Source organism: Cytobacillus sp. IB215665 (genome assembly GCF_033963835.1).
In the GTDB taxonomy this organism is placed as follows: domain Bacteria; phylum Bacillota; class Bacilli; order Bacillales; family SM2101; genus Nanhaiella.
The window spans coordinates 63710-90053 of record NZ_JAXBME010000001.1 but is presented as its reverse complement, the minus strand read 5'-3'; the positions used below and the strand labels follow the sequence as shown (position 1 = coordinate 90053).

Annotated in this window: 16 protein-coding genes and 1 pseudogene; 10 read left to right on the top strand and 7 right to left on the bottom strand. The window is 35.3% G+C overall.

Going from position 1 to position 26344, the window contains the following annotated elements; genetic code table 11:
- Positions 1-54: 54 nt before the first annotated feature.
- Positions 55-3084, bottom strand: coding sequence for a glycosyl hydrolase (locus tag SLH52_RS00360; RefSeq protein WP_320207328.1), 3030 nt, complete (start codon positions 3082-3084; stop codon positions 55-57).
- A gap of 657 nt (positions 3085-3741) precedes the next feature.
- On the opposite strand from SLH52_RS00360, the gene SLH52_RS00355 reads away from it, so the two are divergent.
- Entirely contained in the window at positions 3742-5022 is a 1281-nt protein-coding gene (locus SLH52_RS00355; RefSeq protein ID WP_320207327.1) for an MFS transporter, read from the top strand.
- A 324-nt stretch (positions 5023-5346) separates the two neighbouring features.
- Here the strand turns inward: SLH52_RS00355 and cdaS are convergent, their stop codons facing one another.
- Entirely contained in the window at positions 5347-5967 is a 621-nt protein-coding gene (gene cdaS, locus SLH52_RS00350) for a sporulation-specific diadenylate cyclase CdaS (RefSeq protein WP_214482876.1), read from the bottom strand.
- Between the two features lie 254 nt (positions 5968-6221).
- Between cdaS and SLH52_RS00345 the strand changes: the two genes are divergently transcribed.
- A complete protein-coding gene (locus SLH52_RS00345) occupies positions 6222-6788 on the top strand; it encodes a hypothetical protein (RefSeq protein ID WP_320207326.1) in 567 nt (188 codons plus the stop codon).
- 264 nt (positions 6789-7052) lie between these two features.
- Here the strand turns inward: SLH52_RS00345 and SLH52_RS00340 are convergent, their stop codons facing one another.
- Both SLH52_RS00340 and SLH52_RS00335 read right to left on the bottom strand, forming a co-directional pair.
- Positions 7053-8465, bottom strand: a complete 1413-nt coding sequence (locus tag SLH52_RS00340; protein ID WP_320207325.1) for a dienelactone hydrolase family protein — start codon at positions 8463-8465, stop codon at positions 7053-7055.
- 176 nt (positions 8466-8641) lie between these two features.
- Positions 8642-9541: an SDR family oxidoreductase gene (locus tag SLH52_RS00335; protein WP_320207324.1), complete on the bottom strand. Its 900-nt coding sequence runs from the start codon at positions 9539-9541 to the stop codon at positions 8642-8644.
- Positions 9542-10008: 467 nt separating this feature from the next.
- Between SLH52_RS00335 and SLH52_RS00330 the strand changes: the two genes are divergently transcribed.
- Both SLH52_RS00330 and SLH52_RS23325 read left to right on the top strand, forming a co-directional pair.
- Positions 10009-11289, top strand: coding sequence for an OFA family MFS transporter (locus tag SLH52_RS00330; protein WP_320207323.1), 1281 nt, complete (start codon positions 10009-10011; stop codon positions 11287-11289).
- A gap of 128 nt (positions 11290-11417) precedes the next feature.
- Positions 11418-11840: pseudogene (locus tag SLH52_RS23325) on the top strand (isochorismatase family protein).
- A 70-nt stretch (positions 11841-11910) separates the two neighbouring features.
- Here the strand turns inward: SLH52_RS23325 and SLH52_RS00320 are convergent.
- From SLH52_RS00320 to SLH52_RS00310, 3 genes are all read right to left on the bottom strand, one after another.
- A complete protein-coding gene (locus SLH52_RS00320; protein ID WP_320207321.1) occupies positions 11911-13110 on the bottom strand; it encodes a class I SAM-dependent rRNA methyltransferase in 1200 nt (399 codons plus the stop codon).
- Positions 13111-13313: 203 nt separating this feature from the next.
- Positions 13314-17273: a glycosyl hydrolase gene (locus SLH52_RS00315; RefSeq protein WP_320207320.1), complete on the bottom strand. Its 3960-nt coding sequence runs from the start codon at positions 17271-17273 to the stop codon at positions 13314-13316.
- 546 nt (positions 17274-17819) lie between these two features.
- Positions 17820-18725: a helix-turn-helix domain-containing protein gene (locus SLH52_RS00310; protein WP_320207319.1), complete on the bottom strand. Its 906-nt coding sequence runs from the start codon at positions 18723-18725 to the stop codon at positions 17820-17822.
- A 171-nt stretch (positions 18726-18896) separates the two neighbouring features.
- Between SLH52_RS00310 and SLH52_RS00305 the strand changes: the two genes are divergently transcribed.
- The 6 genes from SLH52_RS00305 to SLH52_RS00280 all read left to right on the top strand — a co-directional run bounded on the left by SLH52_RS00305 (position 18897) and on the right by SLH52_RS00280 (position 26256).
- On the top strand, positions 18897-19031 hold the full coding sequence (locus tag SLH52_RS00305) for a hypothetical protein (protein ID WP_320207318.1): 135 nt from the start codon (positions 18897-18899) through the stop codon (positions 19029-19031).
- A gap of 759 nt (positions 19032-19790) precedes the next feature.
- Complete coding sequence (locus tag SLH52_RS00300; RefSeq protein ID WP_320207317.1) at positions 19791-20531, top strand: hypothetical protein; 741 nt, start codon at positions 19791-19793, stop codon at positions 20529-20531.
- Between the two features lie 51 nt (positions 20532-20582).
- Positions 20583-21815 carry a polysaccharide deacetylase family protein gene (locus tag SLH52_RS00295; protein ID WP_320207316.1) on the top strand — a complete coding sequence of 411 codons (1233 nt, stop codon included), beginning with the start codon at positions 20583-20585 and terminating at the stop codon, positions 21813-21815.
- Positions 21816-22299: 484 nt separating this feature from the next.
- The gene (locus SLH52_RS00290) at positions 22300-23277 is read left to right on the top strand and encodes a sugar ABC transporter substrate-binding protein (RefSeq protein ID WP_320207315.1); all 978 of its coding nucleotides are present in this window, start codon (positions 22300-22302) and stop codon (positions 23275-23277) included.
- The gene (locus tag SLH52_RS00285; RefSeq protein WP_320207314.1) at positions 23274-24737 is read left to right on the top strand and encodes a sensor histidine kinase; all 1464 of its coding nucleotides are present in this window, start codon (positions 23274-23276) and stop codon (positions 24735-24737) included. The genes SLH52_RS00290 and SLH52_RS00285 overlap by 4 nt, the downstream gene beginning before the upstream one ends.
- Positions 24715-26256: a response regulator gene (locus tag SLH52_RS00280; RefSeq protein ID WP_320207313.1), complete on the top strand. Its 1542-nt coding sequence runs from the start codon at positions 24715-24717 to the stop codon at positions 26254-26256. The genes SLH52_RS00285 and SLH52_RS00280 overlap by 23 nt, the downstream gene beginning before the upstream one ends.
- Positions 26257-26344: the final 88 nt, after the last annotated feature.

The window sequence follows — 26344 nt, the reverse complement described above, 5'->3', positions numbered from 1 at the left end:
AAAGGGGGATCAGTCTAAATTTGACTGATCCCCCCTTCAAGAAAATATTATTTTTTAATGTGTATACTCATACCATGGAGAATCATACGCTAATTGGCTTTTTTCGTACGTATAAAAGAAGTTGATTGAGTCTCCTGCTTGTAATCCACTAACCGTGTACTCCCAATTTTCTCCGTTTTTCACGGCTCTTACATTTTGTTGTACCTCATCATTAACCTTGTAATGGAAATCTACAAATGCAGATGATCCTGAGTTTGGTGTAAAAATAAACTTAGCATTTGTACCATCATTAATCATTTCAATTGTATAATCATCTGCAGTAATGACATTACTATCATCAACAGGATCAGTAGGGTCAGTAGGATCAACAGGATCATTAGTGAATGTCAACCAATTTAAGTTACCCATTCCGGCATCTGTTTCACCTTTGAATACTACATATAGGTCATGTATACCTGTAGCATTAGTAATAGCTCCAGTGTTTGTTACCCAGTTTTGCCATCCACCTGTAGGTGTAATGTCAACTGTACCGATTAATTCTCCTTCTACACTATCAAGCCTTAATTCAATCGTTCCTCCAGCTGATTCTGTAGCTACCCTTGCTTCAACACCAATTGCACCATTCCCAAAATCAACACGATTAAATACTAGATAATCTCCATTATCAATCCAACCTACGTTTAAGCCGCCACCTACATCAGTCGTCTCCTCAGTTTCAATTCCACTCATTGAAGTGTATTGCTCTGCTTCGATTCTGTCAAAAGCATTAATAACTGGATCGTCTCCTGGGTTATCCCCTGGATCTCCACCTGGATCTGTAGTTCCTGTCCCGTTGCCAACATTGAATTGATGTGGCTCCACAGTCACTGTCGCACCATCTGAGAATGTCACTGTTTTTACTGAATCAGTCATATTATAAACGACATACGTTTTTACATTACCTTTCGTAAAGACTGCATAGATTGGATAATCTGCTGTAATGGTAGGGTCAGCATTTCCTAGTGCATTTAAATTGTGAATCCAATGATACGTATTTGCCTTGGAATTTCCAGCCTCTGGTTCAAATATATCCGCTCTATCATTAAACTGTCTTATTGCATCATCAGGGTTTTCAATGGCACGATACATCCAAATAAGATCTTCCCAAACATTCCAATCTTCGCCGCCATTTTCAGCTACTAGTGCATCGTAATTTCGTTTCGTATATTCTGGATATTGTGTCAAATATAATGAAGCCCCTGTAATAGGTAGCCAGTTAATACCGTGAACTTCCTCTGGATTATTCGTCCACCATACTGCATCACCAACAGTTTTTCCTCCCCAAACCATACTAGCTGTTTCTCTAGTAAATCCTGGGTCATGATTTTCTCCTGTAACATCAAACCAATATTCATTAATGGCATTCATTTCAGTCGTAAATAAGTAAATACCTAAATCACGTAATTCCTTATTGTCTGTAGCTTCTCCCCAAAGAATGAGACCAGCCCAAGCATTCATCGCTTCTGATGATGATTCATTGTTGTTACCATCAAAGAATTTAGCATGACCAGAAGCCCAAGTATGCCCCGCATACATATCAAAATTTCTTAAAAATGGAAACGTTTCATCATTCCGATCTGCGTTTGCAATATCTCTAATTAACAGCTCTACCATTTGTCCCCACTGGCTATTACTAGCCCAGTTTTTATCAACACGTGCTATTTCTGCAGCAGCTTTAATAAAATATCCGTAATGGAAATGGTGATCATTCATTTCTTCAACTGACCCAAAACTATCTGGATATCCTAACAGCGTACCCCAATTATCATTGTAATAAAATAGGCGCTCGTTGTTTAAATTGCCATTTTGATCACTTGCTGTTAACCAATCCTCTAAGCCAGCTTTCATTTCTTGGCGGAATTGATTAGCTGCATCTGTATCACCAACTTGCTCAGCAATTGGCGCAAGAGTTGCAAGTTCGCCTAAACGTTTACCATACCAATACGTATCAGTTGACGAGTCAACTTCAGTTTGTGCCTCATCTATATAACTTGCTAATGTTGCCTTATCATATGTCCCTAAATCAGGTAATGATGGTAATACGCCATTAAAAGCCATTGTTGTCTTGAAAGAACTGCCTTCTGCAACCTTCATCGTCCCTCGAACTGAATCAAATGTATAGTCTAACAATGGTTGATTTGTATTTTTCCACTGGTGTGGGTATAAAGCGAATATCGTCCCTTCATTAGAACCTTCTTTTGCCTCTGTTACAAAGTTGTACGTTGTTTCTACCTCACTTGTTGACTCATTATAAGACCAGTCAACCTTTGTATCTACTACATGAGAGTATGCATACTGTTCAAATTTCTTTAATGTTTCTAAAGAATTATCAGGTAAAACAGCTATAGAAAAGTAATTCTTACCGTTTAGATGATTTGTTAACGTCTTTGTGTCTAAACCTGACCACGTTGAACCAGTTGGACCAAACAGGGCATAATGACTACCTTTTTCAGTTGTAATACCTAGCACATTACTATTTGCATCACCATACCAAACGGTTGGCGGAATAGAAGGGAGTGTAATTTTCGGGTCGCCCCCTTCATAGGTCGCATAAACAAACGGTGATCCATGACCATACGTAACGTTTAAAACGTTTGATCCACTTTTGGATTCATTCGTGACAAACCAATCACTAAATCCATCAACTTTCGTATCTCCAAATGAGCTTGTTCCAGAATGCCCAAGAACAAAATCATCTATATCATTCATCCAACCTTTCGTAAATCCGCCTAAGCCTTCTATATTATTGCTAGGGTTATAGATTCGAAGTCCAGCTGATTCATTAATCATGGCTAACGGATGAGGATATTGCGCGTCAGAATATTGCACCCATGCTGTAGAGCTCCACCAATCATTTGTTGGCATCGCTCCAGTTATGTTTGAAGTCTTATAAATCGTTTCTTGTACATCAGATACATTACTAGGCTTGACGGTCGAATAGCTTCCCGCACCAGCATCAACCTCTCCTGAAAACGCTTTCGTAGATGGGGAAAATAAAGAACCTGTAAGGAGTGTTACTGAAGCAATTGTAAGCAACTTTTTCATACTTTTTCTCCTTTTCGAATAAATTTATCCCTGTTTCGTAATGGGGATATGTTTAGAATAAACGAGAAAAATTACTACTACAATAGGAATATACATGTATTTATTGTAACAGAAATGTAATACTGGACTAGCATACATACAGATAAAAAGACCTATTTTTTTTGTATTATCTTACTGTTTTTCAAAACATTTGATTAGTTTAGTAATACTTGGTTTAGCGAAACACTTTCGTTTTAACAGACTTCTAAGAAGATAAAAGTTTCACACCAACTCATTTTCTGATCATAAACCAAATTTACTAGATAAGTCGCCTCATTAAATCTATTAATATGTTAGTAAATATTTCAATTTATAGCTCAGTCATCTCCAAATCTTCATGTTATAATTCCATGTACAAGTTACAACATGATATCCTTATTTTAGGAAAAACACTTTTCCTACTTTACCTTTTACATAGAATTCACAATAAGAATATAAACACATATACATTTAACGTTGTTGGCATCTTTTCTACTATTAAAGAGCCTTTTATTTGTTTCTCTGTCTAAACTCACCGTCTCGGTCTAGGGACTGAGCTACAACCAATCAACAGACTGTTACAATACGTCCTTTTATCAAATATACTGATCCTAAAGAAAAAACGATAAGGAGAAAAAAATGAAAAAGACTTTTGCCGTTTTTAAAAACCGTAATTATACGAAAGTGTTTTTTGCACACCTTACTTCTCAAATGGGTTCGGTAATTGGTTTGACAGCTTTTCTATTTTACTTATTAGATCGTTTCTCGAGTCAACCTGCCTATGCCACAATTAATGAAATGATGTATTCTCTTCCGACATTAGTAGTGTTTTTTTTCGTTGGTGTATTAGCTGATCGCATGGATCGGAAAAAAATAGCCATATACAGTGATTGGATTCGAGCTATATTATCAGTTTTTTTTCTCGCTTCAATATGGCTTGGATGGATGCCACTTATTTTTTCAATACTATTTTTAAGAAGTGCTGTATCAAAATTCTTCATACCTGCAGAAACGGGTATTATCCAAGGAATTTTACAAGAGGATGATTATACAACGGCTGCTGGATTAAATCAAATGCTAGGTAGCTTATTTATGTTATTTGGAAATGGACTTGGAGCTATAGCTTATTGGACAGTAGGAATTGAAGGGGCAATTATCGTTGACTGTATATCATTCATCATAAGTGCAATACTTCTTCACACATGTAATATTCCAGAATCAGTACGCTTACCTAATGGAAAACATACGATTAAAGACTTGCAAATTAAAATGATTGTTAAAGATTTCAATTCAGGCTTACGCTATATTTTTGGGAATCGACTACTAGTTTCCTTAGTAATCGGCTTTCTCATCTTTGGGATAATTAATGGTGGCTTTTCCGTTATGCAAGTATTTATACTTAAATATAAATTAGCACCTGACACGTACGAAGAAATGGCTGTAATCTCAGGAATTGTATTTGGCGTTGGGGTTTTAATTGGAAGTGTCGTCGCATCCATAGTAGCGCAAAAATTCAAGCTATATCAGATGATGATCTTTGGATTGTTATTTAGTGGTTTATTTATTGTCACAGCAGCATACGCAACAAACCTTGTATTGTTTTTCTCAATTATGTTCATTGTAGCTTTAACTATACCAATGATTAATGTAGCAATGGGTGGTTGGCTTCCTAAAATTGTAGATCCAAAAATGATGGGAAGGGTTCAGGGCTGGATTGACCCATTAATGATGTTTTCTCAATCGATTACTTTGGGTATTATTGCTGTAACTTTCCCAGCAATTATTACCGTTGAAGGTTTATACTGGCTCGTAGGTATTTGTGTCTTATTAGTAGGAATTTATTACGCGGTTACATTACCTAAGTTTGACAGGGAACAAACAACGATTACTGCTAATGAAGGTGTAAAAGAGCACGGCTAAATGTAAGGTGCATTTTTAAAACCCCCAGTTTCTTCTTGAGCTGGGGTCTTTATATTGGCTGTTTTCGCATTAATTGTTGTTATACCTTCTAAAATATAAGCACGTATACATATAGTGATCTGGGTATCTTTCCTTATTAAGCTCTAATAAAACTCATCATATTGTCCATTTTTAATAAAAAATGCAACAAAGTTTACTAAAAGAGCCATATATTATTCGCTATTTTTTTCAAATTCATCGTTATTCGTAGCATCGTAGCCCTACTATTTAAGAGATGATAGGTGCAAATTAATTAAAATAATAACAAATGAAAGCAACATCCTGCTACAGTGATTTCGCATTAGCGATAGGATAGAGATGTCCTCCAATAGTAAATGATATGTTCCCTGATTCTTCAGAAACAATTAATACTAACGCATCACACCTCTCCGTTAAACCCAGCGCTGCCCTATGGCGTGTCCCTAATTTGCTTTTGCCTATATAGTGATTTGAAAGTGGGAGAACATTGGCTGCCGAAACAATTTGATTTCCATGAATAATTACAGCACCGTCATGAAGTGGATTTCCCGGAAAGAAAATAGATTCTAATAATGAGGAGGTCAGTTGAGCCTCAATTGGTATATTAGATTGAATATACGAACTAAGAGGATCTTGTCGCTGTACAACAATTAAGCCGCCATGTCGACGGTCCGACATATGTTGAATACTAAGTGAAATATCTTCATATTTATCAGTATAAGAGGATAAATAACAATTTAAATAAAATGATGCTGCGTTCATTTCAATCTGTACAAAACTTTTTTTAATATCTTCTAACTCTCCTAACAAACATTTTTTATCATCATCAATTGATTGTAAACTTTCCTCTAAGTTAGTTATTACCTGCTTCATATCTGCCTTCAACTGTTGTTTCATAGGTGAAAAATCACATTCAACATTTTTCATAACTACTCAGCCCCAATCTCCATCACTCTATCAGAATTTCGTTTATTAGCATTAGTTTTATTCAATTTGATATATTTATCCTCATAAAATGGATTCATATAGCATCATTGACATTTATCTCAACTCTAATATGTTCTGTTGCAATATGTAATTAAGAAAGGTGCACCCAAACACAGCATCCTTTGTAACAATTTGATTCGTTTAATCGTCAAATATATGTGAATAGAACTTAAAGTATGAGGGGAGGGTAGCTGATGAAATACGTTAGATTATGTCTCACATCGTTACTGGTTTTCATGTTATTAATACCCATGTTAACTACAAAAGCTAATGCCTGCTCTTGTGTCCCATCACCCCCAGTTGAAGAAGCCTACGAGCAGTATGGCGCCATATTTTCAGGAAAAGTCATCAATGTTTCTAAAAGTAAATCATTTCTCCAATCTCATTTTTCCGATGTCGAGGTATTGTTCGAAGTAACTAGTAGCTGGAAGGGCATTGAACAATCACAAGTGAAGGTTTTTACAGCAATAGACTCAGCAAGCTGTGGTATTAACTTTTCATTACAACAAGACTATTTAGTGTATGCACACTTGGATGCAGACAACAAACTTGTATCATCCATTTGCAGTCCAACAAAATCAATGGGATCTGCTCAAGACGATATTGCGACTTTAAATAGTATACAACAGCCTTCAACAGCAGATAATCTTGAGCAGGTTAATCTTGACAGCCCATTGAGTAACATTAACTATGTTGCACTCGGCATACTAATTATTATTTCAGTTTTCATACTAACTTTTATAAAGAAGAAGAAAAACTAACCACATTTTAAAGGAACGAATAAGAGTCTTCTCCACCACAAGGTTAGAAAAGACTCTTATCACATTATCCCAACTACACAAATACCTCGTTTTGGTCATCTTCACTCTCTGTATACCTATTTCAATAAGGAATATTTATTTGGAAAGGCTCTTTTCGTAAACTTTGTTGTTATTTATACAAATGCCATCAAACTATAGTAGTATGAAAAACAACAATTAATGCGAAAACAGTCTATGGCAAAAAGCTAAATTAATTTACAGAAGTTATTCGTCACGATATGAAGTTATGATTTGTACCTCCTCATATTGCTTTGCCACATCTGCGATTGTGCTCGTTACTTGACCATAAATATTTTTTTCAAAAAAGGTAAGAATAAAGTCGTGTTGAATGCTTGCACCCTCTCTCCCGTCAAGCTTTCCTGTAATGTTAAAATATTTGCTTAATGGTGAATACATATAAATCATAGAGAAATCTTGATGACCGGTATTGTTAATTTGATATAACTCAGGAGCCATACTACTGTTTAACAATAAATACAAATGCTCATTATTATAGCCTTGCTCCCATTCATGACTTCTTAAAAACAGAGATGGAATATGTAATCCGCTATCCAGCTCTTGTTCTTCTATCGGCTCAACCCATGCATCCAATCCAATTAGCGCCTTTATTCGATTATCATGAAGTGCAGTCGCTACAGCAGCCCCTCCTCCAGTAGAGTGACCGATCACACCGATATTGGCTAAATCTAATTTTCCTTTCAAAGGAGAACTATTTTGCTCTGTGTTCATCATTTCTAACTGATCAAGTGTAACTTGAATATCTCCTGCAAATGTTTTTACTAACGTATTAGCATAAGTTAAAAAATTAGGAGTTTCTTCACGATTTGGTAATGCTTCATCATTAACATAAGCTACTTCACCATCATTAAAAGCAGTGACAGCTGAACCGTATGTATGTTCAATCGCTACTACAACAAACCCATTACTCGCTAATAGTTCTGCAACATCTGTATGAATATTTCTGAATCCAGTCCAGCCATGGGACAGAATAATGACTGGGTATTGTTCCTTTTCATTACTAATAGGGGCATTAAGGTAGGAATTCGACTTCACTAAAGACGTGTGACTAAGAACAAAATCCGGAAATCCCATTAATTTCGAGACACCCTCTGCCACTATTTTACCGTCCTGTAGCCACGGAACTTGCTCATACGAACCTACATTTTGTGCAGGATACCAAACTTGTAGCTTTATTTTCCTATTGTCGGTTATATCTTCACTATAAATAGCCTCCCGACTATCATCTATTAAGTCAAATGATATCGTCCCAATTTCATTTGGTCCTGATGGTGTAGGAATTTTGTATACAGGGAATGCATAGGAAAATAACACTGTTAATAGGAATAAGCTTATGACAATAGGCAAACTCATTCGTATCAGTTTTTTGTCATTTTCCAACCTTCGCTTCTTTAATAATCCTACTCGAAATAATATTGTAATTAAAAACTGAAACATAATAATTATGTAAACAGGATAAAGCTGCCATCTTATTCCTTCAAATAACACATGTGGAATAAACACAAGTATTGCTAGAAAAGGTATTAATTTTGCTATTTTCATATTCCCAAAGCTTTTAAATATGATAGCTACTATTGTTAAGAAAACAAATAGTAACATGAGAAATTCTAAGACTCTTATTTTTACTCCCCCCCATAAAAAGACTATAGTATTTTTATTATATATAATTTTCTATTAATCTGCCTGTTAGAACATACAAAAGGTCAAGCCCATCTTTGCTATGTGAAGGCTGACCTTCTCTTTCCCATAACTATCCTTGACCAACAATATAGCGGCTATGTGTTTAAAATCACTCCCCCATTTACATGTATTGTTTGCCCTGTCACATATCTAGAATCATCAGAAGCTAAATATACAAAGGCTGGCGCAAGCTCAAAGGGCTGCCCAGCACGTTTCATCGGTGTTTCCAAACCAAATTGTGTTACTTGCTCTGCCGAAAAGCTCGAAGGAATTAGCGGGGTCCAAATAGGGCCAGGAGCGACATTATTTACTCTAATTCCGTGTTCAACTAATGATAAAGATAGAGAGCGTGTAAAAGTAGTGACAGCCCCTTTCGTTGCAGAATAATCAATTAAGAATTTCTGACCTTGAAAGGCTGTAATAGATGCCGTATTAATGATTGAGCTTCCATTTTTTAAATACGGAAGTGCTGCTTTTGTCATATAAAATATTGCAAAGACATTCGTTCGAAACGTATTTTCAAGCTGTTCGGATGATATATCAAGAATACTTGATTGCACGTATTGAACAGCAGCATTATTAATGAGAATATCTAACTTCCCGAACGTTTCAATCGTTTGTTTGACTACTTGATGTGACGTTTCCTCTTTACGTAAGTCCGCACTTATGACTAAGCATTTTCCTCCTAAGCTCTCTACCCTTTCCCTCGTTTCAGCTGCATCCTGATGTTCATTTAAGTAAACAATCGTTATGTTGGCACCTTCTTTGGCAAAAGCTATGGCAGTAGCTCTACCAATTCCACTATCTCCACCTGTGATAATAGCAACTTTATTGTGCAGCTTATTGCCACTTCGGTATTGGGGATCCTCAGAAATTGGCCTCGGTACCATTTCATATTCAAGCCCAGGGTGAACATCTTGATGCTGTGGCGGAAATGCAATAGGAACCTGTTGTGTTACTTGCTTAAACCCGTAATATGGGTATTGCGGATACAAATGATCACCTCCATTTAATTGAGAGTGCTAAAGCAAAGAATAATGTTATATACGCATTCGTTTATATCATATTATTTTTTTCAAAAAAAGTTCCTACTAACATATCCCCACGTGCTTATAGTAGGTGGAAATGTCATATCATTATAATCCTCTACCAGAAAAGTATTAATAAAATATGGCCTCTATGAGTAAACTTTGTTGCTTACATTTTATATACCTGTCATTTTTAATAATGAAGAAATATCATGAATGTCAGCTGTATACTTGCATAGGTTGTCATTCAATATAGCAACAATCATTGCAAAGCCTAAGGTGATTATCATGCTCAATGTTTCACAAAGTCGTCATAATAATTTTATACCAATCGTTTTTTTACACAGTATAATTAAATTACATTAAGTTTGTGATAGTTTTCACAAACTTAACTCATTCATTTACAATTAACATAACAAAAGGAGAGGTTTCGAATGAAACAAAAAAACCGTTGGTTAATTGCTTTATCAGCAATTGCCATCCATATTTCAATCGGTTCTGTATACGCATACAGTGTATATAAAAAACCAATTCATGATGAATTAGGGTGGAGCAGTACTGAAACTGCCTTAGCATTTACAATCGCTATCTTTTGTTTAGGAACATCTGCTGCGTTTTTTGGCAAAGTAGTGGAGAAGAAAGGCCCTCGCTTTTCAGCTATCGTTGCAGCTATTTTATTTTCAAGCGGCCTTATAGGGACTGGATTTGCTATTCAACTTGAATCATTATATGGCTACTATTTAACTTATGGATTAATTAGTGGAATGGGGTTAGGGATAGGTTATATAGCACCAGTATCTACATTAGTAAAATGGTTCCCTGATCGCCGTGGTTTAGCTACCGGGATGGCAGTTATGGGGTTTGGTGCAGGCGCATTAATTTGTAGCCCAGTAGCGAACTATCTAATTGAGAACGTTGGTTTATCACAAACATTCTTCATTCTTGGGATCACATATTTTATCCTCATGATTTCAGGAGCATTATATATAGCTCGGCCTGAAGAAGGATGGTTACCAGCTGGGATGAAGGAAGCGTCAGAAAAAGGAAAAGTAAAAATCAAAGCTGACCTTGCACAACTTACTGCTAACGAAGCAGTAAAAACAAAACGATTTTGGATGTTATGGTTAATGATGTTTATTAATATTTCTTCAGGAATCATGCTCATTTCAGTTGCTTCACCAATGGCTCAAGAAAAAGTAGGTATGACAGCTGTAGCCGCTGCAAGTATGGTCGGTATTATGGGCTTCTTTAACGGTGGAGGCCGTATCGGTTGGGCTACTGCTTCAGATTATTTAGGAAGAACAAATGTGTTTACGATATTTTTCTCGATTCAACTCGTAGCATTTTTGATCTTACCAACAGTTTCAAGCCAAGCGATATTTGTTACATTGATTTTCCTTATTTTAACCATCTACGGCGGAGGATTTGCCTCTTTACCAGCATTTATTGGAGACTTATTCGGTACAAAGCAATTAGGTGCAATTCATGGGTATTTATTAACCTCTTGGTCTATGGCAGGCGTGTTTGGACCAATGCTCGTTTCATATATTAAAGATACAACAAACAGTTATAATGCTACATTTTATATATTCGCAGCATTTTTAACAATTGCGTTAATTACTTCTTTCCTTATCCGTATGGATATTAAAAAAATTAAGGAGCAACAAGAGCCAGCTTCTCAAAAAGGTAAATTAAAGCAACAAGTTGCACAGTAATTTATATAAAAAGCTCTTTTCGTTACCTTAATGAGATGTTTGTCTGAGAGACATCATTTTATGTAGAAAAGATCCCTGTGCAAAACGATATTGTTAACTTCGGTGATTTTAAGAAAGAACTTTCATTGATGAAAAATGTTATTCAATACTTCAAAGATAATAATTCATCCTGTCATATTTATGAGACATGTAGATGATGCAGAAGAAAGTCCATTATATAGACATTCCGAAGGTTCTGAACTACACGGTTTACACGGATCATTTAAATCACTATGCTGACTATGTATTGGAGAAGCATACGCCAAGCTCATTCTTCAATACTGAACTCTCCAAAACACTAGATGACTTAGGTGTAAATCACCTTTTTATAACTGGCATTAATACTGAGTTTTGTTGTATGTTTACGGCTATTGTTGCCTTTGATAGAGGATACAAAGTGACATTTATTAAAAATGCCACTGGATGAAACATATGAAATGCCTGGTTTAGACATTAAGGATTTTGTTGGAACTGTTTTACATTGGTCGAATGCTATTGAAGTATTAGACTAAGATGAATATGTAGAAGAATATAACAAAGAAAATATCACATAAGCGAAGGGATGCCTCGGCATCCCTTTTGTTATTCACCAGTAATTTGAATAAACACTACCTTCAAGTAGTTTCCTTCTTCAAACTCTTTCACCGTTCTAAAGTCCTCTGGGAGGGAAAATTGTTCAATTATTTTGTAACGCCTCCCCATTTCTTTAAAAGCAATTTCAATAAATTTCTTAAATTTATCCATATTGAAGGCACTTGAATTCGTTGAAGAAACTATAATCCCGTTATGTTCGGTGATTAAAATAGCTTGTTTTATTAAATCTGTATAATCCTTCGCTGCGCTAAAAGTAAATTTCTTTGATCTTGCAAAACTAGGAGGGTCTAGTATGACTAGATCAAACTTTTTCTCCTTTTTCACAGCATACTTAAAGTATTTAAAAACATCCTCTACGATGATGTCGTGGTCTTTATAGTTAATTCCATTCACTTCAAATTGTTCTATTGTTTTACTTAAGCTTCTATTAGCTAAATCAACACTCGTCGTTTTTGATGCACCACCAGAAGCCGCAAAGACCGAAAATGCGCCAGTGTAGGAGAACAAATTTAACACTGATTTGCCTTCTACATATTTATCTCTAATCGTTTTCCTCACTTCTCTTTGGTCTAAAAAAACACCAACCATCGCTCCATCATCTAAGTAAACAGCAAAATGAACACCATTTTCCTTTATTAAAATTGGGAACTTACCTCTTTCACCTGTTACAAAGCCATCCTCTTCAATATATTTACCGTCTGTTGCAAACCTTTTTTTCTGGTATATCGCTTTATAGTCGACAAGCTCGCTTAACGCGTTAATGACATATTCACGAAATGTATATATACCTTCACTATACCAATTAATGACATAGTAGCCATCGAAATAGTCAATTGTTATACCACCTAAGCCGTCACCTTCCCCATTAACAACCCTAAATGCTGTTGTATCTTCATTACCGAAAAAATGACTTCTTGCATGTAGCGCTACTTTAATTTTTTCCTTAAAAAACTGTTGATTAAGCTGTTCACGATTATTACGGGATAAAATCCAGCCATATCCTTTGTTTTGTTTGCCATAATAACCTCTTCCGATAAATGAGTTTCGATCATCGACAACCTTAACAATTACGCCCTCTTCTTTCAAATCATTGATATTGACAATTGCTTCTTTCGTAATAAGCGGATAACCATTTTTAAATTTGTTTATATATTTTGGTTTTACCTTTAAACGTATCTCAGCAGTCATCGTGTCATCCTATCTTCAAATTTTTATGATCCTTATGCTAGTAACAGTTTTGCCATCTTATCCTACCACAAAACAAAAAGCATGTCGTAGAAATGTATGATCTACAACATACTTTTATATTGAATAATTACAACCCTTATCTAATCTACATTATCTCACAGTATAAAAGGTTTATAACGGTCAGATGCTAAGGAAAACAACAATCAATGTGTATATTCATACCAATCTGAGTCAGTTGCTGGCGTCCCAATCGTATATGTGTAGGAAAATTCAATGATATCACCAGTTGTTAAGCCATTAATTGTATACTCCCACGTCCCAGCAATATTTGTCGTACTTACATTTTGCTGTGCACCACCATTAATCGTATAATGTAAGTCTACGAAATTAGAAGCTTCTGTTGGTGAAAAATGAAATGTCGCACTATCACCATTGTTTTCAATGTCGATTGTAAAATCTTCATGGCTAATTGTTCCGTTATCTGGATTTCCATCTATTGGTGGTGCCGCTGTTGTAACATCTATTGTACTTCCAACTGATTCATTGCCAGCTGCATCTTTTGCAATGACTTCAAAAGAATAAGCCGTGTCTCCTGATAGTCCTGTAATTTGATAGGTAGTTAATGCTGTATTATCAACGTACACTCCGTCTTGATATATATCATAACCTTCTACTCCTACATTATCAGAGGAAGCATCCCAAGTAATTGTAATTGTAGTTTCGCTTTGTGCAGCGCTAATAAGGTTCTGAGGAGCGGTTGGTGATTCTTCATCAATTGGTAAACTTCCTGTATCCGCTCCTACAACATAACTGTATTCTCCAGACTCATATGCAGGTTGACCTAATGTGTAAGTATATGAATGATCTACTATATCACCCTCGCTTAAACCTTGAATTGTATATTCCCATGTCACACCATTTTCGATCATCCGTACGTTTTGCTGTGCACCATTATTAATTTTATAATGTAAATCAACGAAATTTGACACATTACCAGTTGGTGTGAACTTAAAAGTGATATCTGTTCCTTGATCAATTATATTAATCGTATAATTATCTGTAACAATCTCATTATCCCCACCACTCCCTGGTGTTACATCAGTTGTTACTATTAATTGATTACTAGCTACAGATTCATTCCCTACTGCGTCTTTTGCAATTATCTCAAATGTATAGGTTGTATTTGCTGTTAATCCAGTTACTTGATACGCTGTCGCTGTAGTCGATCCAACGTATATACCATCTTGATATATATCGTAGTCTTCTACCGCTATATTATCTGTTGCAGCTGTCCATGTTAAATCAACTGTCGTCTCACTCTTACTTGTAAAGTCCACATTTGTTGGCGCCGTTGGTGCCTCATTATCATCAATAGCAGGATCTGTTGTTACAATTAAACTATTACTCGGATTAGACAAATTACCTGCTGCATCTCTAGCTAAAACCTCAAATGTATATGAAGTATCCCCTGTCAATTCAGTAACCTGATATGTTGTATTAATAGTGCTCGCAATTTGAGACCCATCTAAATAAACGTCATATGCTATTACACCTATATCGTCAGTAGCCTCTGTCCAAGTTAGATCTACAGTGCTTGCAGTTTTTTCAACAAGCTGTAAATTCTCTGGTTTGCTAGGGGCTTCTAAGTCTGGATCAGCATTTCCTCCGGGAGGTGTTGCAGAGCAGCTACCACCTGGACTAACTGCAGTTTCTTGAGCCATTGCGTTAGCTGGAACTACTAGTTCAAAGCAATCAGAGAATGTTACTGTTTGCCCAACATCTGATGCATTATAAGCAACATATGTGTTATTTCCACCTTTGGAGAATACAGAATATAATGGACTATTCGCTGTAATATCAAAGTTTGGTAAGCCATACACATCTAAAGATCTTATCCAATGATACGTATGTGCCCTCGTTTCGCCAAACTCTACTCCAACCGCTGGGTCTACTTCTGAATCCTCATCCTTCCATTTTGCTAACGCTTCCGCTGGATCATACAATGCATAGTATGACACTAAAATGTCCTGCCACGTATCTGGATTCTCTAGACCAGGCCAACCATATTGAGCTTTTTTCTGTAAGTAGTTTGGAAACTCCGCATACGTATTATCGTAGTTACGCTTCACATAATTTGGATCTCTGCCTAGATATAGTGATGCAGGTGTAATAGGTAACATCTGAATCCCATGTGCTTCTATTGGGTTCTCTGTCCACCAAGTAGTATGGTTATATTTTCCTCCCCATACCATTACTGCATCATCATTTGAAAACTCTGGTTCAAATACATCTCCATAAATGTCAAACCAATAATTATTAATAGCTTGCTGCTCAGTTGTGAACATATAAATACCAGCATCTCTTATTTCAGAATTTCCAGTCGCTTCCCCCCAAAGTATGAGTGAAGCCCAAGCATTCATTGCTTCAGATGAAGATTCATGGTTGTTCCCACCGTACCTCCAATCATCAGCATCAATGAACCCCATACCATTTGCCCAAGAATGACCGGCATATGGATCAAAATTTCTTAAAAATGGATAATCAGTTGAATTCCGATCTACTGTAGCGATGTCATCAACTAACTCATTAACCATACCTCCCCATTGCGAGTTACTATCCCAAGCGTTTGCTGTGTTTGGTTCCTGTAGAGCAACTTGTGCTGCTGCATAAATCCAATAACCCCAATGGAAATGGTGGTCATTTAATTCCGTATCTGAAAAGTAGTTTGCACTATAACCAATTAACGTTTTCCAGTGATCATCATAATAAAAATAATTGTCTTCAATTGGTTGCCCAGCTTCATTATATTTTGTCGGTGTAAACCACCATTCTAGTGTTGATTTAATTGAGTCAATAAATTCTCCCTTTTTATGTTCATCGTTTAGTTGATCGGCAATTGGCATAATATTAGAATTACGACCTAAATTTTTCCCCATCCAATACGTATCATAGCCGCCATTACCACCATCTGCTCCAGCTTGAACAAAATTTGGATTCAAAGACATTCCATAATCAAAATATTGCCTTACATAATCTTCTAATTTAGCAATATCAGCAGGATCTGTAAGCTCTGGCATTGTCGGTAATATTCCGTTGTAAACGTATTGTGTACTAAAAGACGTTCCAGAAATCGCTTTCATATCTCCCCGAATTGAATCATATTCGTATAAATACTCTGAGTTTGGAATAAGAGGGTTGTTTCTCCATTGATGTGGATATAACGCTGTAATTGTCTCTCTATTGGCACCTTCCATTGGTGTAGTTGTAATCGTATAATCCGTCGTTAACGTACTACTTGCTTCATGATAATTCCAATCTACTCTTGTATCTGTAATAAACGCAAAAGCACGCTCTTTATAGAAGTTAAATGTATTTTCACTACCGTCTGGTAAGCCAGCAACTGTAAAGTAATTTTTCCCATCTGGTAAATCTGCAACTACTTCAGTTCCATTAATTTCCCATGTGGTACCTGCTGGGGCATATAGCCCATAATAGTTTGTTTGACCATTATTATCTACGGACAACTGTAAATATGCATTATCATGCTTTACAATCGTTGTTGGGTTTTTAAAAACAACTTTAGGCTCGCCACCCTCAAATGTGAAGTATGCATATGGACTTCCATGAGCAATCGTTGCTTTCATATTTTTACTGCCATCTGGACTTGCCATTAAAATGTCAGCTGCCCAATCAGAAAGTTTATCTGCTCGCGCATCTACTGGAGAAAATGTTGTCGCTTGAACCTCGAGATCTATTTGTCCAGGTCTATGCTCCCTTTCTAGTTCATTTTCTCCATCCAATAATGTATTAACAGTTTTAGGAGGTTTACTTATTTCAAAACCAGTTGGAGTTGCTTGGTATGACAAAGGGTGTGCATATAATGCCCCTGAATATTGATACCATAATACTGAGCTAATCCAGTCATTTGTAGGTAATGGCTTCCCATCTAAATTACTTGTCGAATAGTCAAAATCCTGTGGTGTTCTTCTTGGGTGAAGTTCCCACCCATACAATTGCGTTCCTTTGGCAACTGTAGAATATCCACCTGCACCAACGGGTACATCATTTTCTGAAATTTCTGCTGTAGCTGGTAAAGATGGGAGCATAATAGACGCACTAATTGTAACCGCTGTCAAAACAGATAATATTTTTTTAAATTTCACTCAACACACCCCGTTTAATAGAATATAGTGAAATAATCATAGAAGTTTAAATTTACTAAATGTTTCGTAAATTTAAATTACAAGACTTTAAAGTGAATACAAAGTTACTAGTTTCCCCCCCTCTATAAAAAACTACACCGTTTAAAATACGCACTACCGTTACATGAATATCATTGCAAAATACATCATGTTTGTATATGCAACTTTCGTCATAAATTGTCGAATAATACTAAAGAACGAATTTTTTCGTGAAACTAATCACTATTTATAACGCTGAGCTTCATGAAATCGTATGTTTAAAACGTGTAATTAATTAAAAACATATGGGATTCGCTTTAAAATATGCCTAGAAAGCTTAATATAGTAAAAAATATTTCGTGTATGTATTATAGTCTAGGTAATTTTACCGAAAAAAATAAAATTACAAATAACTACTGGTGCGAAATAATTTCGGAAATAATAATTATAGACTAGCTACGAACTTTGAACTCTTCCTCAACTATCAAAACATAAAAAAAGACATAGAAAAAAGCAAAGAGCAGCTTGCTACTTATCGCTTTTTTCTATGTCTTTAAATTTAGTTATAATTTTTCTAGTATAATCGACAAGCTGTTCATTTTCCTGAATGTTAAATACCATAATAGCTTTTTCAAAATATGCAATCGCCTCATTATAACGCTCCATTTTATTTAATGTAAGAGCCTTATAATATAATAATTGACCATGTAAATATAAGCTATCATTTTCCTTACAAAGGTTAATTCCTTTATCAGCTACTTGAATAATCTCTGTATATGATCCGGACTGATACAACAATCGAATATAATTGTAATAAATTTTTTGCATTGTCTGAACTTTTATAGCAGCTGGATATCTCTTCACAATATCAAAAGCTTGTAGAAAGTATGGTTTTGCTTCGGACCATTTTTCTTCTTCAGTATGAATACTTGCAATGGCAACTAATGCTTCAATGTCTTCTGAATGATATAAACCTTGAGCATGTCCATCTGTAGATAAAGTTTGATTTAAAATTTCTATAGCTTTTTTGGCGTCATGGTCAAGAAAATAACAACACAACCCTTTATGATAATTCATAAATTTTTGCATTTTAGTAGAACTCATGAACGGATTTTGTTCCTGTCTTTTTAGTAACTGACGTATTTCTGTATAATCATTTTTATCCCTTGCCCCTTTTATGAGCTTTATCAATTCGTCTTGATACTGGTACATTAGATTTTCCTGAACGTCAAAGAAATAATTAATATCAACCCCTAAACGAATAGAAAAGGCATGTAATATTGTTGCAGATGGAGATATTTCACCTTTTTCAATCATGCTAATATAAGACTGAGTACATATACCTTCAGCTAGTTTTTTTTGAGAAATCTTTTGAAATTTTCTCAATTCTCTTAGGTTTAATGCTATTTTTGGTAATAGGTTCTCTGTATTCATGAAAACAAATTCCCCTTTCCATAAAAAATCAATATGTTTATATCAATTGACGAATTCTGAAGCAATTACGAGTATGATAGTCCTAATATCTCATAATGCTCATTTATCGCAAATTTATCGTTAGACTGTATATAGTAAAATATAATTAATTATTGAGAGGTGGGATATGTTATGAAACGTGCGAAGAAAATCATTTTAACACTTTCTGTGAGTCTAATAATTGTTGGTGCCTTAGGGTCAACAGCTCTAGCATCTCCAAAAGATGAGAATTTACCACCAGTATTGTCTATTACTAGTACAAAATAATAAGGTTAAGAAATTGAACACCGTTAAATAGTCAGAAAGCGGTGTTTTCTTTTGGTTGTTTTTCGTACTAATAAAAACACGAATAAAACTAGATTTCGTGGCACCTTTGCTTCCATAAAGCGATGAATGTTGATTAAAACGACATCCTTAATTTCTAGTTTATGAACTATAGCAAAAAAGTTTACAAAAAGAGTCTTATTTTTCAAAAATTCTGAAGAAATTTATGTAGTACTAGTCTACCATAAAGAGGATCTTTCTACTATAAATATATTTATGTAATTAGCATCTTAACACTGTTGTAAAGAAACATGGCTTCACACCTGCTCGTTGCCTACTATTAACCATCAATGTAACAAATCCTTCTAACTGTCGTTACACCCTCATCCGTAACTACAAAGACCAAAATCTAATAAAAAAACAGTACTATAACCTCCTTTTTACCTATTCAAATATTATTAACTAGTAACCAAATTTATGAAAAAAAACCTTCAATTAAAACATGATTCATTTTGTTACTAAACACGATAAAATTAGTTAATTAGTCATATTTTTATTTTATCTATAGTATTTTTAGCCCGTAACTTAAGTAGCTTTTTCTTCTACAAATGTCAAATTTTTTCGCCATACATTGACATCCTTTTACATAATCGTACAATAAGATTAGAATTTACCACTCTAGTTATTATTATCATAAAATGCAAATCCAGTCAGTATTCATACCATTCTAATCATTTATATATTGAGATAGGAGAGAAAATGATGGCCAAGGATACAAAGAGCAATTCAAGAGGTTGGTTAAAAGGCGTCCTATCTAATCAAAACCAGCCTGAACAAAATAAGAAAGATAAAGCAGAAAATGTATCAGAGGAAATGGTTGAAAAATCACTTAATGACGATAAATTGGAGCAATACGACAAAAACAAGAAAAATAATTTACTATTGAAGGATGAGCAAGACAAAGTAGCTTTAGATTTAATTGTTTCTTTGGAAAACATGCTACATGACAGACAATTAACTGTCTATAAAAACAAAGGGCTTGAAAGCCAGTTATTTTCAGCGAATGAAATGATAGGTCGTTTAAAACATAGCCAAGTAAAGAAGGAACAAATTTTATTAGATAAAGATAAAGAAATTCGCGAGTTAGAGTCAAACCTTACGAATAAACAAATGAGTTATGATCAGCTCCTCGAAGATTTTAAAGACTATCAAAATTCATCAAAAATAGAATTTGACAACATAACAAATCAACTAGAAAAAGAAATGAATAAGTACAACAAGCTCAAAGAGGAAGCGACTAACAAGCAGTATGAACAAATGATGCTAATCAAAGAGCTTGAGGAAAAAATTAGAGATTTAGAAGTAGAGAACCACAAGTATGTTGAGCAATACAAGAAAAGCCAAGATGAAAAAGCAGAGTTAATGCAAACGATTAGTGATTTTACAGATCGTCTGTCTTTTTCGTTCTCTCCAAAAGCAACTACATCTAATACAACAGAGTAAACACGAGCATGTAGCTCTTTATCGCTAGGAGAGAGGGGACAATATGACAATATGTCAGTCTATCACGGTAAATTATTAGAGTTATTATCAATAGAAAGCAAGCTGAACAAATCTTTTTTACGAGTTAAATATTCCTTTGAACAAGATATTGAACTCCTTTGGGAAGTTGATAATGAAACAGCTATGAGCTTAAAATCATCAACTGATTTTTCTGGTAATTGCAAATATAGATTATCCTTTCAAAACTCTTGGAATTCAAATATTCAGCAACATATAAGCTACATCACACGAACGTATAGAAATCATAGTGATAAAGTCTATTTTTCCTGCTCTAATGAATATGTACAAGGGCTAAAAGCTATTAAACAATCCAAACAAATCAAGCAAGTTTTTAACGATAAACTGTTACCTACAGCCATTGACGAAGAATTACTAGAAAACACACAACAACCAAAAGGAGTAAATCTTAGTAAAAAACTACATAAGGTTACCTGGATAACTGCAGTGGCATTTATTTTCATTTCGACGCTATTGCTAGGTTTTTCCGAGAAATCATATTTTAATATTAATCTATTATCTAAAAAAACACCTGTTTTAGCAGAAAATGTTGACAAAACAACTATTGAATCGCTTCCTATAATTCATGAACCTCCTGTAACAGAACATATTAAGGAAACTCATACTGATTTATCCGAAATTCCATTCGTACAGCTTAATGAAGAAATATCCTATAGTATTCCGGATGGAAAAGTTGCATTAACGTTTGACGACGGTCCTTCGACATATACAACTAAGATTATTGACATTTTGAAGGAGTATAATGTTGGCGGTACGTTCTTTTTCACAGGTGTGAATGTTAAGAAATATCCTGAACATGTAAAATACGTACAAGCTAACAGTTACTCAATCGGTAGTCATTCGATGCACCATACAGAACTTATAAATCTTTCTCTACACAATCAAGAAAATGAAATTATTCAGGCAAATCTACTAATTGAAGAGATAACAAATGAGCCCGTAACTCTATTTAGGCCTCCTTACGGTTCTAAAAATGATTCATCCATTGAGCTCATGAATAAACATCAAAATAAAATGGTGCTCTGGAACAAGGATCCAAAGGATTGGAAGGTACAAAACCCAAATGATATTATCAGTTATATTCAAAACTCGAACCCTTCTGGATCTATTATTCTTCTACATGAATCTCAAGCAGTCATAGACGCACTACCAAGTATAATCAGTTATTTACTCAATGAAGGATTAGAAGTTGTAAGCTTAAAATAACCGAAATAAAACCTTGTATAATGTGGAGAGTGTGCTCACAACTAATTGAAAGACTCAACAGGGGGAAAAATGGTCCCCTGTTTTTTTACATTCATTTATTATCTTATTCTCATTACCTCTCTATCTTAGTTTCCTATATAGATTGTTTTAAACATACGATTCTCACTTAAAATCAAGTAAAAGTAATCTACATGCATAACTTACTTATGTACCCCAATAACACAAATCTTTACATCTGAAAAATCCCTTATCACCATATTCCTCCAATAATATTACGAAAAATAGCATAGTAGATTTTTACTTACTTGTGATAAGATGATTAAAAGAATAGGCTCTTTTCGTACTTTGTTTCTTTTACCAACAAATTTGTTCCATAAGAAGTGGCTTTGTTATGTTAGTCCTCAAGTTACAGAAAAAATGTGCCATGAACTCAACAATTATTACGAAAATAGCCAAAGAATAAGAAACAAAGGAGATTATTCTCTTGCAGAAAATCGTTGTTTTCATACTTAGTTTTGTTTCTGTCGTCCTATTCTATTTCACATTTCTTTCGGCAAGTAAAGTGTTTCGAACTGATTGGCAATTACCAGAGACATTAGCTAAGGCAGAGTCAGACTATAGACTAGTTCTAATTACCCAAGATCTAGATACTCCTTTTTGGGTTAAGGTTGGAGAAGGTGCGCTTGAACAAGCACAAAATGAAGAGGCAAGTCTTGAGATTTGGGGCAGTTATGGTAATAACAATGAGGATTTCTTGAAGCAAATTGAACTTGCTATCTATTCACAAGTTGATGGCATCATTGTTCAAGGCTTTGATACAGATGATTTTAAGAATTTAACGAAGATCAAAGCTGCATCGTATGGCATTCCAGTTATTACAGTTGCCAATGACGTTCCGATGAATGAAAGCCTAAGACGGACATATGTCGGCTCTGACCAATACTTGGCAGGGCAGCTAATAGCTAAGCAGTTAATATCAGACATGGGAGATAAAGGGGAAGTGATTCTCATGTTTGACCGTCAGCATCAGTATTATCAGGAACAACGATTAGAAGGTATTAAAGACATTTTAAGCTCGTTTCCACACATAGAGGCTATCGAAGCAGAAACCTCTCTAACTAGGGAGAGCGTTAATGCGACAACAAAAGATATGTTGAATAAGTTCCCTCATGTCGATGCTTTTATCGCTGTGAATGCCAATATTTCTGAAACAATGGTTCTTGAGATTGAGAGCAGATCTCAAGTCGAACCTTACTATATCTATTCTTTTGATGACGACCGAGAGTCGTTATCACTTCTTAAAGAAGGAAAGCTCGATGGAATAATAGAACAATCACCTCACGAGATGGGAAAACTGAGTGTAAGCCTTATTACGCAATGGCTGAAGGATGAGAAAGAGCAACTTAATTTAGGTGGCTATTTCACAGATATAAAAGTTGTAAAGGCAATGGATGTGCGATGAACAGTCTACAAAAGAAAATATGGGCACTAGCCACAGTCATTCTATTCATCATGGTTGCAATTTGGATTTCACTCACCTATTATAATCAAAAAACGCAAAATCAATATAATGATATTCTTGAACGCTATTTAAGTATGAATGAGGTGTCAAGTGTCAGTCAGCAAATGGTCACAGATTTGAACAACTATTTACTCAATCCTTCATTAGCAAATTTGGAAGCGCTTCAACTAAACATAAATAAACTTCAAAATAAAAAGAATGAAGTGTCTAAATTTAGAAATAACCAAAATGATTTTGCCTTAACCAATTATGAAAATTTAATAGATAGTCTCGTTGAAGCAACGGAACGCTCACTTCTGTTCCGTACAGAAAAAGAAACAGAAGATTACTTAGAAGTATTAACAGAGGCTACGCACATATCTAAATATATATCTGAGATGACACTCACATTAATTGACAAAGAGCTAAACACGTACGATCGTTTCTATCGTGGAATTATTGAACAATCAGAAGAACTGAAAAAGCTTGGAATTTGGCTGTTATTGTTAATTACCTTGTTGCTCGTGCAATTTACTTACTGGTTCTCCTTGAGAATTACTAGACCAGTAAAGAAGTTGACCCAAGCCGCTATTGAATTATCAAAAGGACGATTCAATTCTAAAATTGAAGTTGATTCCAATGATGAAATTTCGTTTCTTGCTAAGATGTTTGACCGTATGCGAATTAATATTAATAACTTTCTACTGGAAGTACAACAAAATGCACAGCTCGAAAATGAACTGAAGGAGAACAAGCTCTTACTACAAGAAAGCCAGCTCCATAGTTTACAGAGCCAAATGAACCCTCATTTCTTGTATAACACCCTTAATACGCTTTCCAAAAAGGCATATATGGAAGGCTCTGAAGAGACTAGTGACCTTATAGTAAGCGTTGCCAGCTTGTTGCGCTATAATTTAAAAAGCTTAGACAAATCTACTACTCTTGCTGAAGAGGTTAACATTCTTCAGCAATATATTGATATACAAAAAGCAAGATTTACTGATCGCTTACAATTTCATATAAATATAGACGAAAAATGTCTAGATTTACAAATTCCAAGGCTAACGTTACAGCCAATCATTGAAAATGCGGTAATACATGCTATTGAGCCAAAAGAAGAAGGTGGCATCATCTGGTTCCGTGCAATCAACAGCATTGACGAAGTGACAATTGAAATTGAGGACGATGGCCCTGGGATGAACGAACATAAAAGGAAGCAAATATTAGAGGGAAACAGTATCGATACCGAAGGACACTCAACTGGGATTGGCATGAGTAATGTTGGTAAACGGTTACGACTTTTCTATGGCTATGAAAATATCATGGATATTGAAAGTACGCTTGGAATAGGTACAAAGGTTGTGTTGAAAATTCCGAAGAAAAGGAGAATCGAAAAACATGATGAAACTCCTAATCGTTGATGATGAACAAGTCGAACGAGAAGGTCTAAAATACATTTTAGAAAAAAACTTCTCAGGTCTTGTTATTGAGCAAGCAAAAAATGGACAAGCGGCTATCGAGATGGTAGAAGAATTTTCACCAGATTTAGTCTTAATGGATATTCAGATGCCAGGAATAAATGGACTTGAAGCGATTGAGCGAATTAATAAAGATCACCCACATATTAAATTTATTATGATCACTGCTTTCGCCAAGTTTGATTATGCCCATACAGCAATGAAGCTCGGAGTGAAGGACTATTTACTGAAACCAAGCAAGACGAGTGAAATTATAGACACGGTCGGAAAAGTACTGAGCCTACTCGAACAAGAAAGACAATCCATGGCAATAAGTACGTTTCAACAACATGCTCTTCAAAAAACATTACCCATCGTTGAAACCGATGTAGTGACACAGTTGCTCTTCGATCATATGCATGACATACATTTAGACGAGTTAATTCAGCTATTAGACATTCAAATGTCAAACGAAAAATTTGTAATGAGCGTCCTGCTTCCAAAAGGAGCAGAACGTTTCTATTCGGCTATAAAAGAGAAGGTAAGAAAGACAGAACGAGGTTGGGTTGGAGCCTTATATGGTCGCCAATTGCCAATTATCGTGTTCAGACAACAAGAGAAATCATTTCGTTTACAAGCAGTTTCTCTTGCTCAATCCATTCTATCTATTCCGAAATCTACTAATAACAGTAGTTGGTTTATCGGTATAGGAAATGTATGTCATTCTTTAGACAAAATACGCCATTCTTATCAGGAGTCACTTATAGCAACTAAAGAGGCTAAGCCTCATGTAAGATTCCGTTTTTATGCCGATTTACCATCACATGATGTGAACTCAGACGATCAAAATTTAAAACAACTGGAAAAGAAGCTATTTGATCAAGTTCGAAATGGGAAATGGGAGGAATTCTCTTCATATGTGATAAATTTAATCCACCGCTATGAGAGTGAAAAAACAAACGTAATGCAATCACAGCAACGTGTACTAGAGTTGCTTTGGATTGCATCTCGCGTGTTAACTGAATTGGGAGTTGAGCCATATACCCCTTTGTTCTCGACACAAATACATGATTTTCGACAGCTTCAAGCTGAGACAAGTTATTTACTTGATTATATGTGGCAGTCCTACGTAGATTATTGTAGTCAATTAGAAGATGACACGATTCAACAAATTAAGCAGTACATTATTGAACATTCCCATAAAGAAATTTCGTTAGATAAAATCGCACACAAAGTTGGGCTAAGCCCTATTTATATTAGTAAAATGTTTAAAGAACAGCTTGGGGTGAACTACATCAGCTTCCTAACAGAATGTCGCATCGAAAAGGCGAAGAAGCTGATGATGAATCCTGACAAAAGCTTAAAAGAGATTACATTCGAAGTCGGTTATCACGACCCAAACTATTTCAGTAAAGTGTTTAAAAAGCTGTGTGGCGCTTCACCGACCGAATATCGTAAATCACTTATCGGAATGAAGGAATAACCAAGTCGTTAAAAAACTTCAACATTTTCGTTATCGGTGGAGGTATGCTCCATCTGATTGACAAATCCACCTGTATCGCTGGGAGCTA

Excerpts from the sequence above, each read along its gene's own strand:
- SLH52_RS00360 (WP_320207328.1), bottom strand. The coding sequence starts at position 3,084 with ATGAAAAAGTTGCTTACAATTGCTTCAGTAACACTCCTTACAGGTTCT.
- SLH52_RS00355 (WP_320207327.1), top strand. The coding sequence starts at position 3,742 with ATGAAAAAGACTTTTGCCGTTTTTAAAAACCGTAATTATACGAAAGTG.
- cdaS (WP_214482876.1), bottom strand. The coding sequence starts at position 5,967 with ATGAAAAATGTTGAATGTGATTTTTCACCTATGAAACAACAGTTGAAG.
- SLH52_RS00345 (WP_320207326.1), top strand. The coding sequence starts at position 6,222 with ATGAAATACGTTAGATTATGTCTCACATCGTTACTGGTTTTCATGTTA.
- SLH52_RS00340 (WP_320207325.1), bottom strand. The coding sequence starts at position 8,465 with ATGTTACTATTTGTTTTCTTAACAATAGTAGCTATCATATTTAAAAGC.
- SLH52_RS00330 (WP_320207323.1), top strand. The coding sequence starts at position 10,009 with ATGAAACAAAAAAACCGTTGGTTAATTGCTTTATCAGCAATTGCCATC.
- SLH52_RS00320 (WP_320207321.1), bottom strand. The coding sequence starts at position 13,110 with ATGACTGCTGAGATACGTTTAAAGGTAAAACCAAAATATATAAACAAA.
- SLH52_RS00310 (WP_320207319.1), bottom strand. The coding sequence starts at position 18,725 with ATGAATACAGAGAACCTATTACCAAAAATAGCATTAAACCTAAGAGAA.
- SLH52_RS00305 (WP_320207318.1), top strand. The coding sequence starts at position 18,897 with ATGAAACGTGCGAAGAAAATCATTTTAACACTTTCTGTGAGTCTAATA.
- SLH52_RS00300 (WP_320207317.1), top strand. The coding sequence starts at position 19,791 with ATGGCCAAGGATACAAAGAGCAATTCAAGAGGTTGGTTAAAAGGCGTC.
- SLH52_RS00295 (WP_320207316.1), top strand. The coding sequence starts at position 20,583 with ATGTCAGTCTATCACGGTAAATTATTAGAGTTATTATCAATAGAAAGC.
- SLH52_RS00285 (WP_320207314.1), top strand. The coding sequence starts at position 23,274 with ATGAACAGTCTACAAAAGAAAATATGGGCACTAGCCACAGTCATTCTA.
- SLH52_RS00280 (WP_320207313.1), top strand. The coding sequence starts at position 24,715 with ATGATGAAACTCCTAATCGTTGATGATGAACAAGTCGAACGAGAAGGT.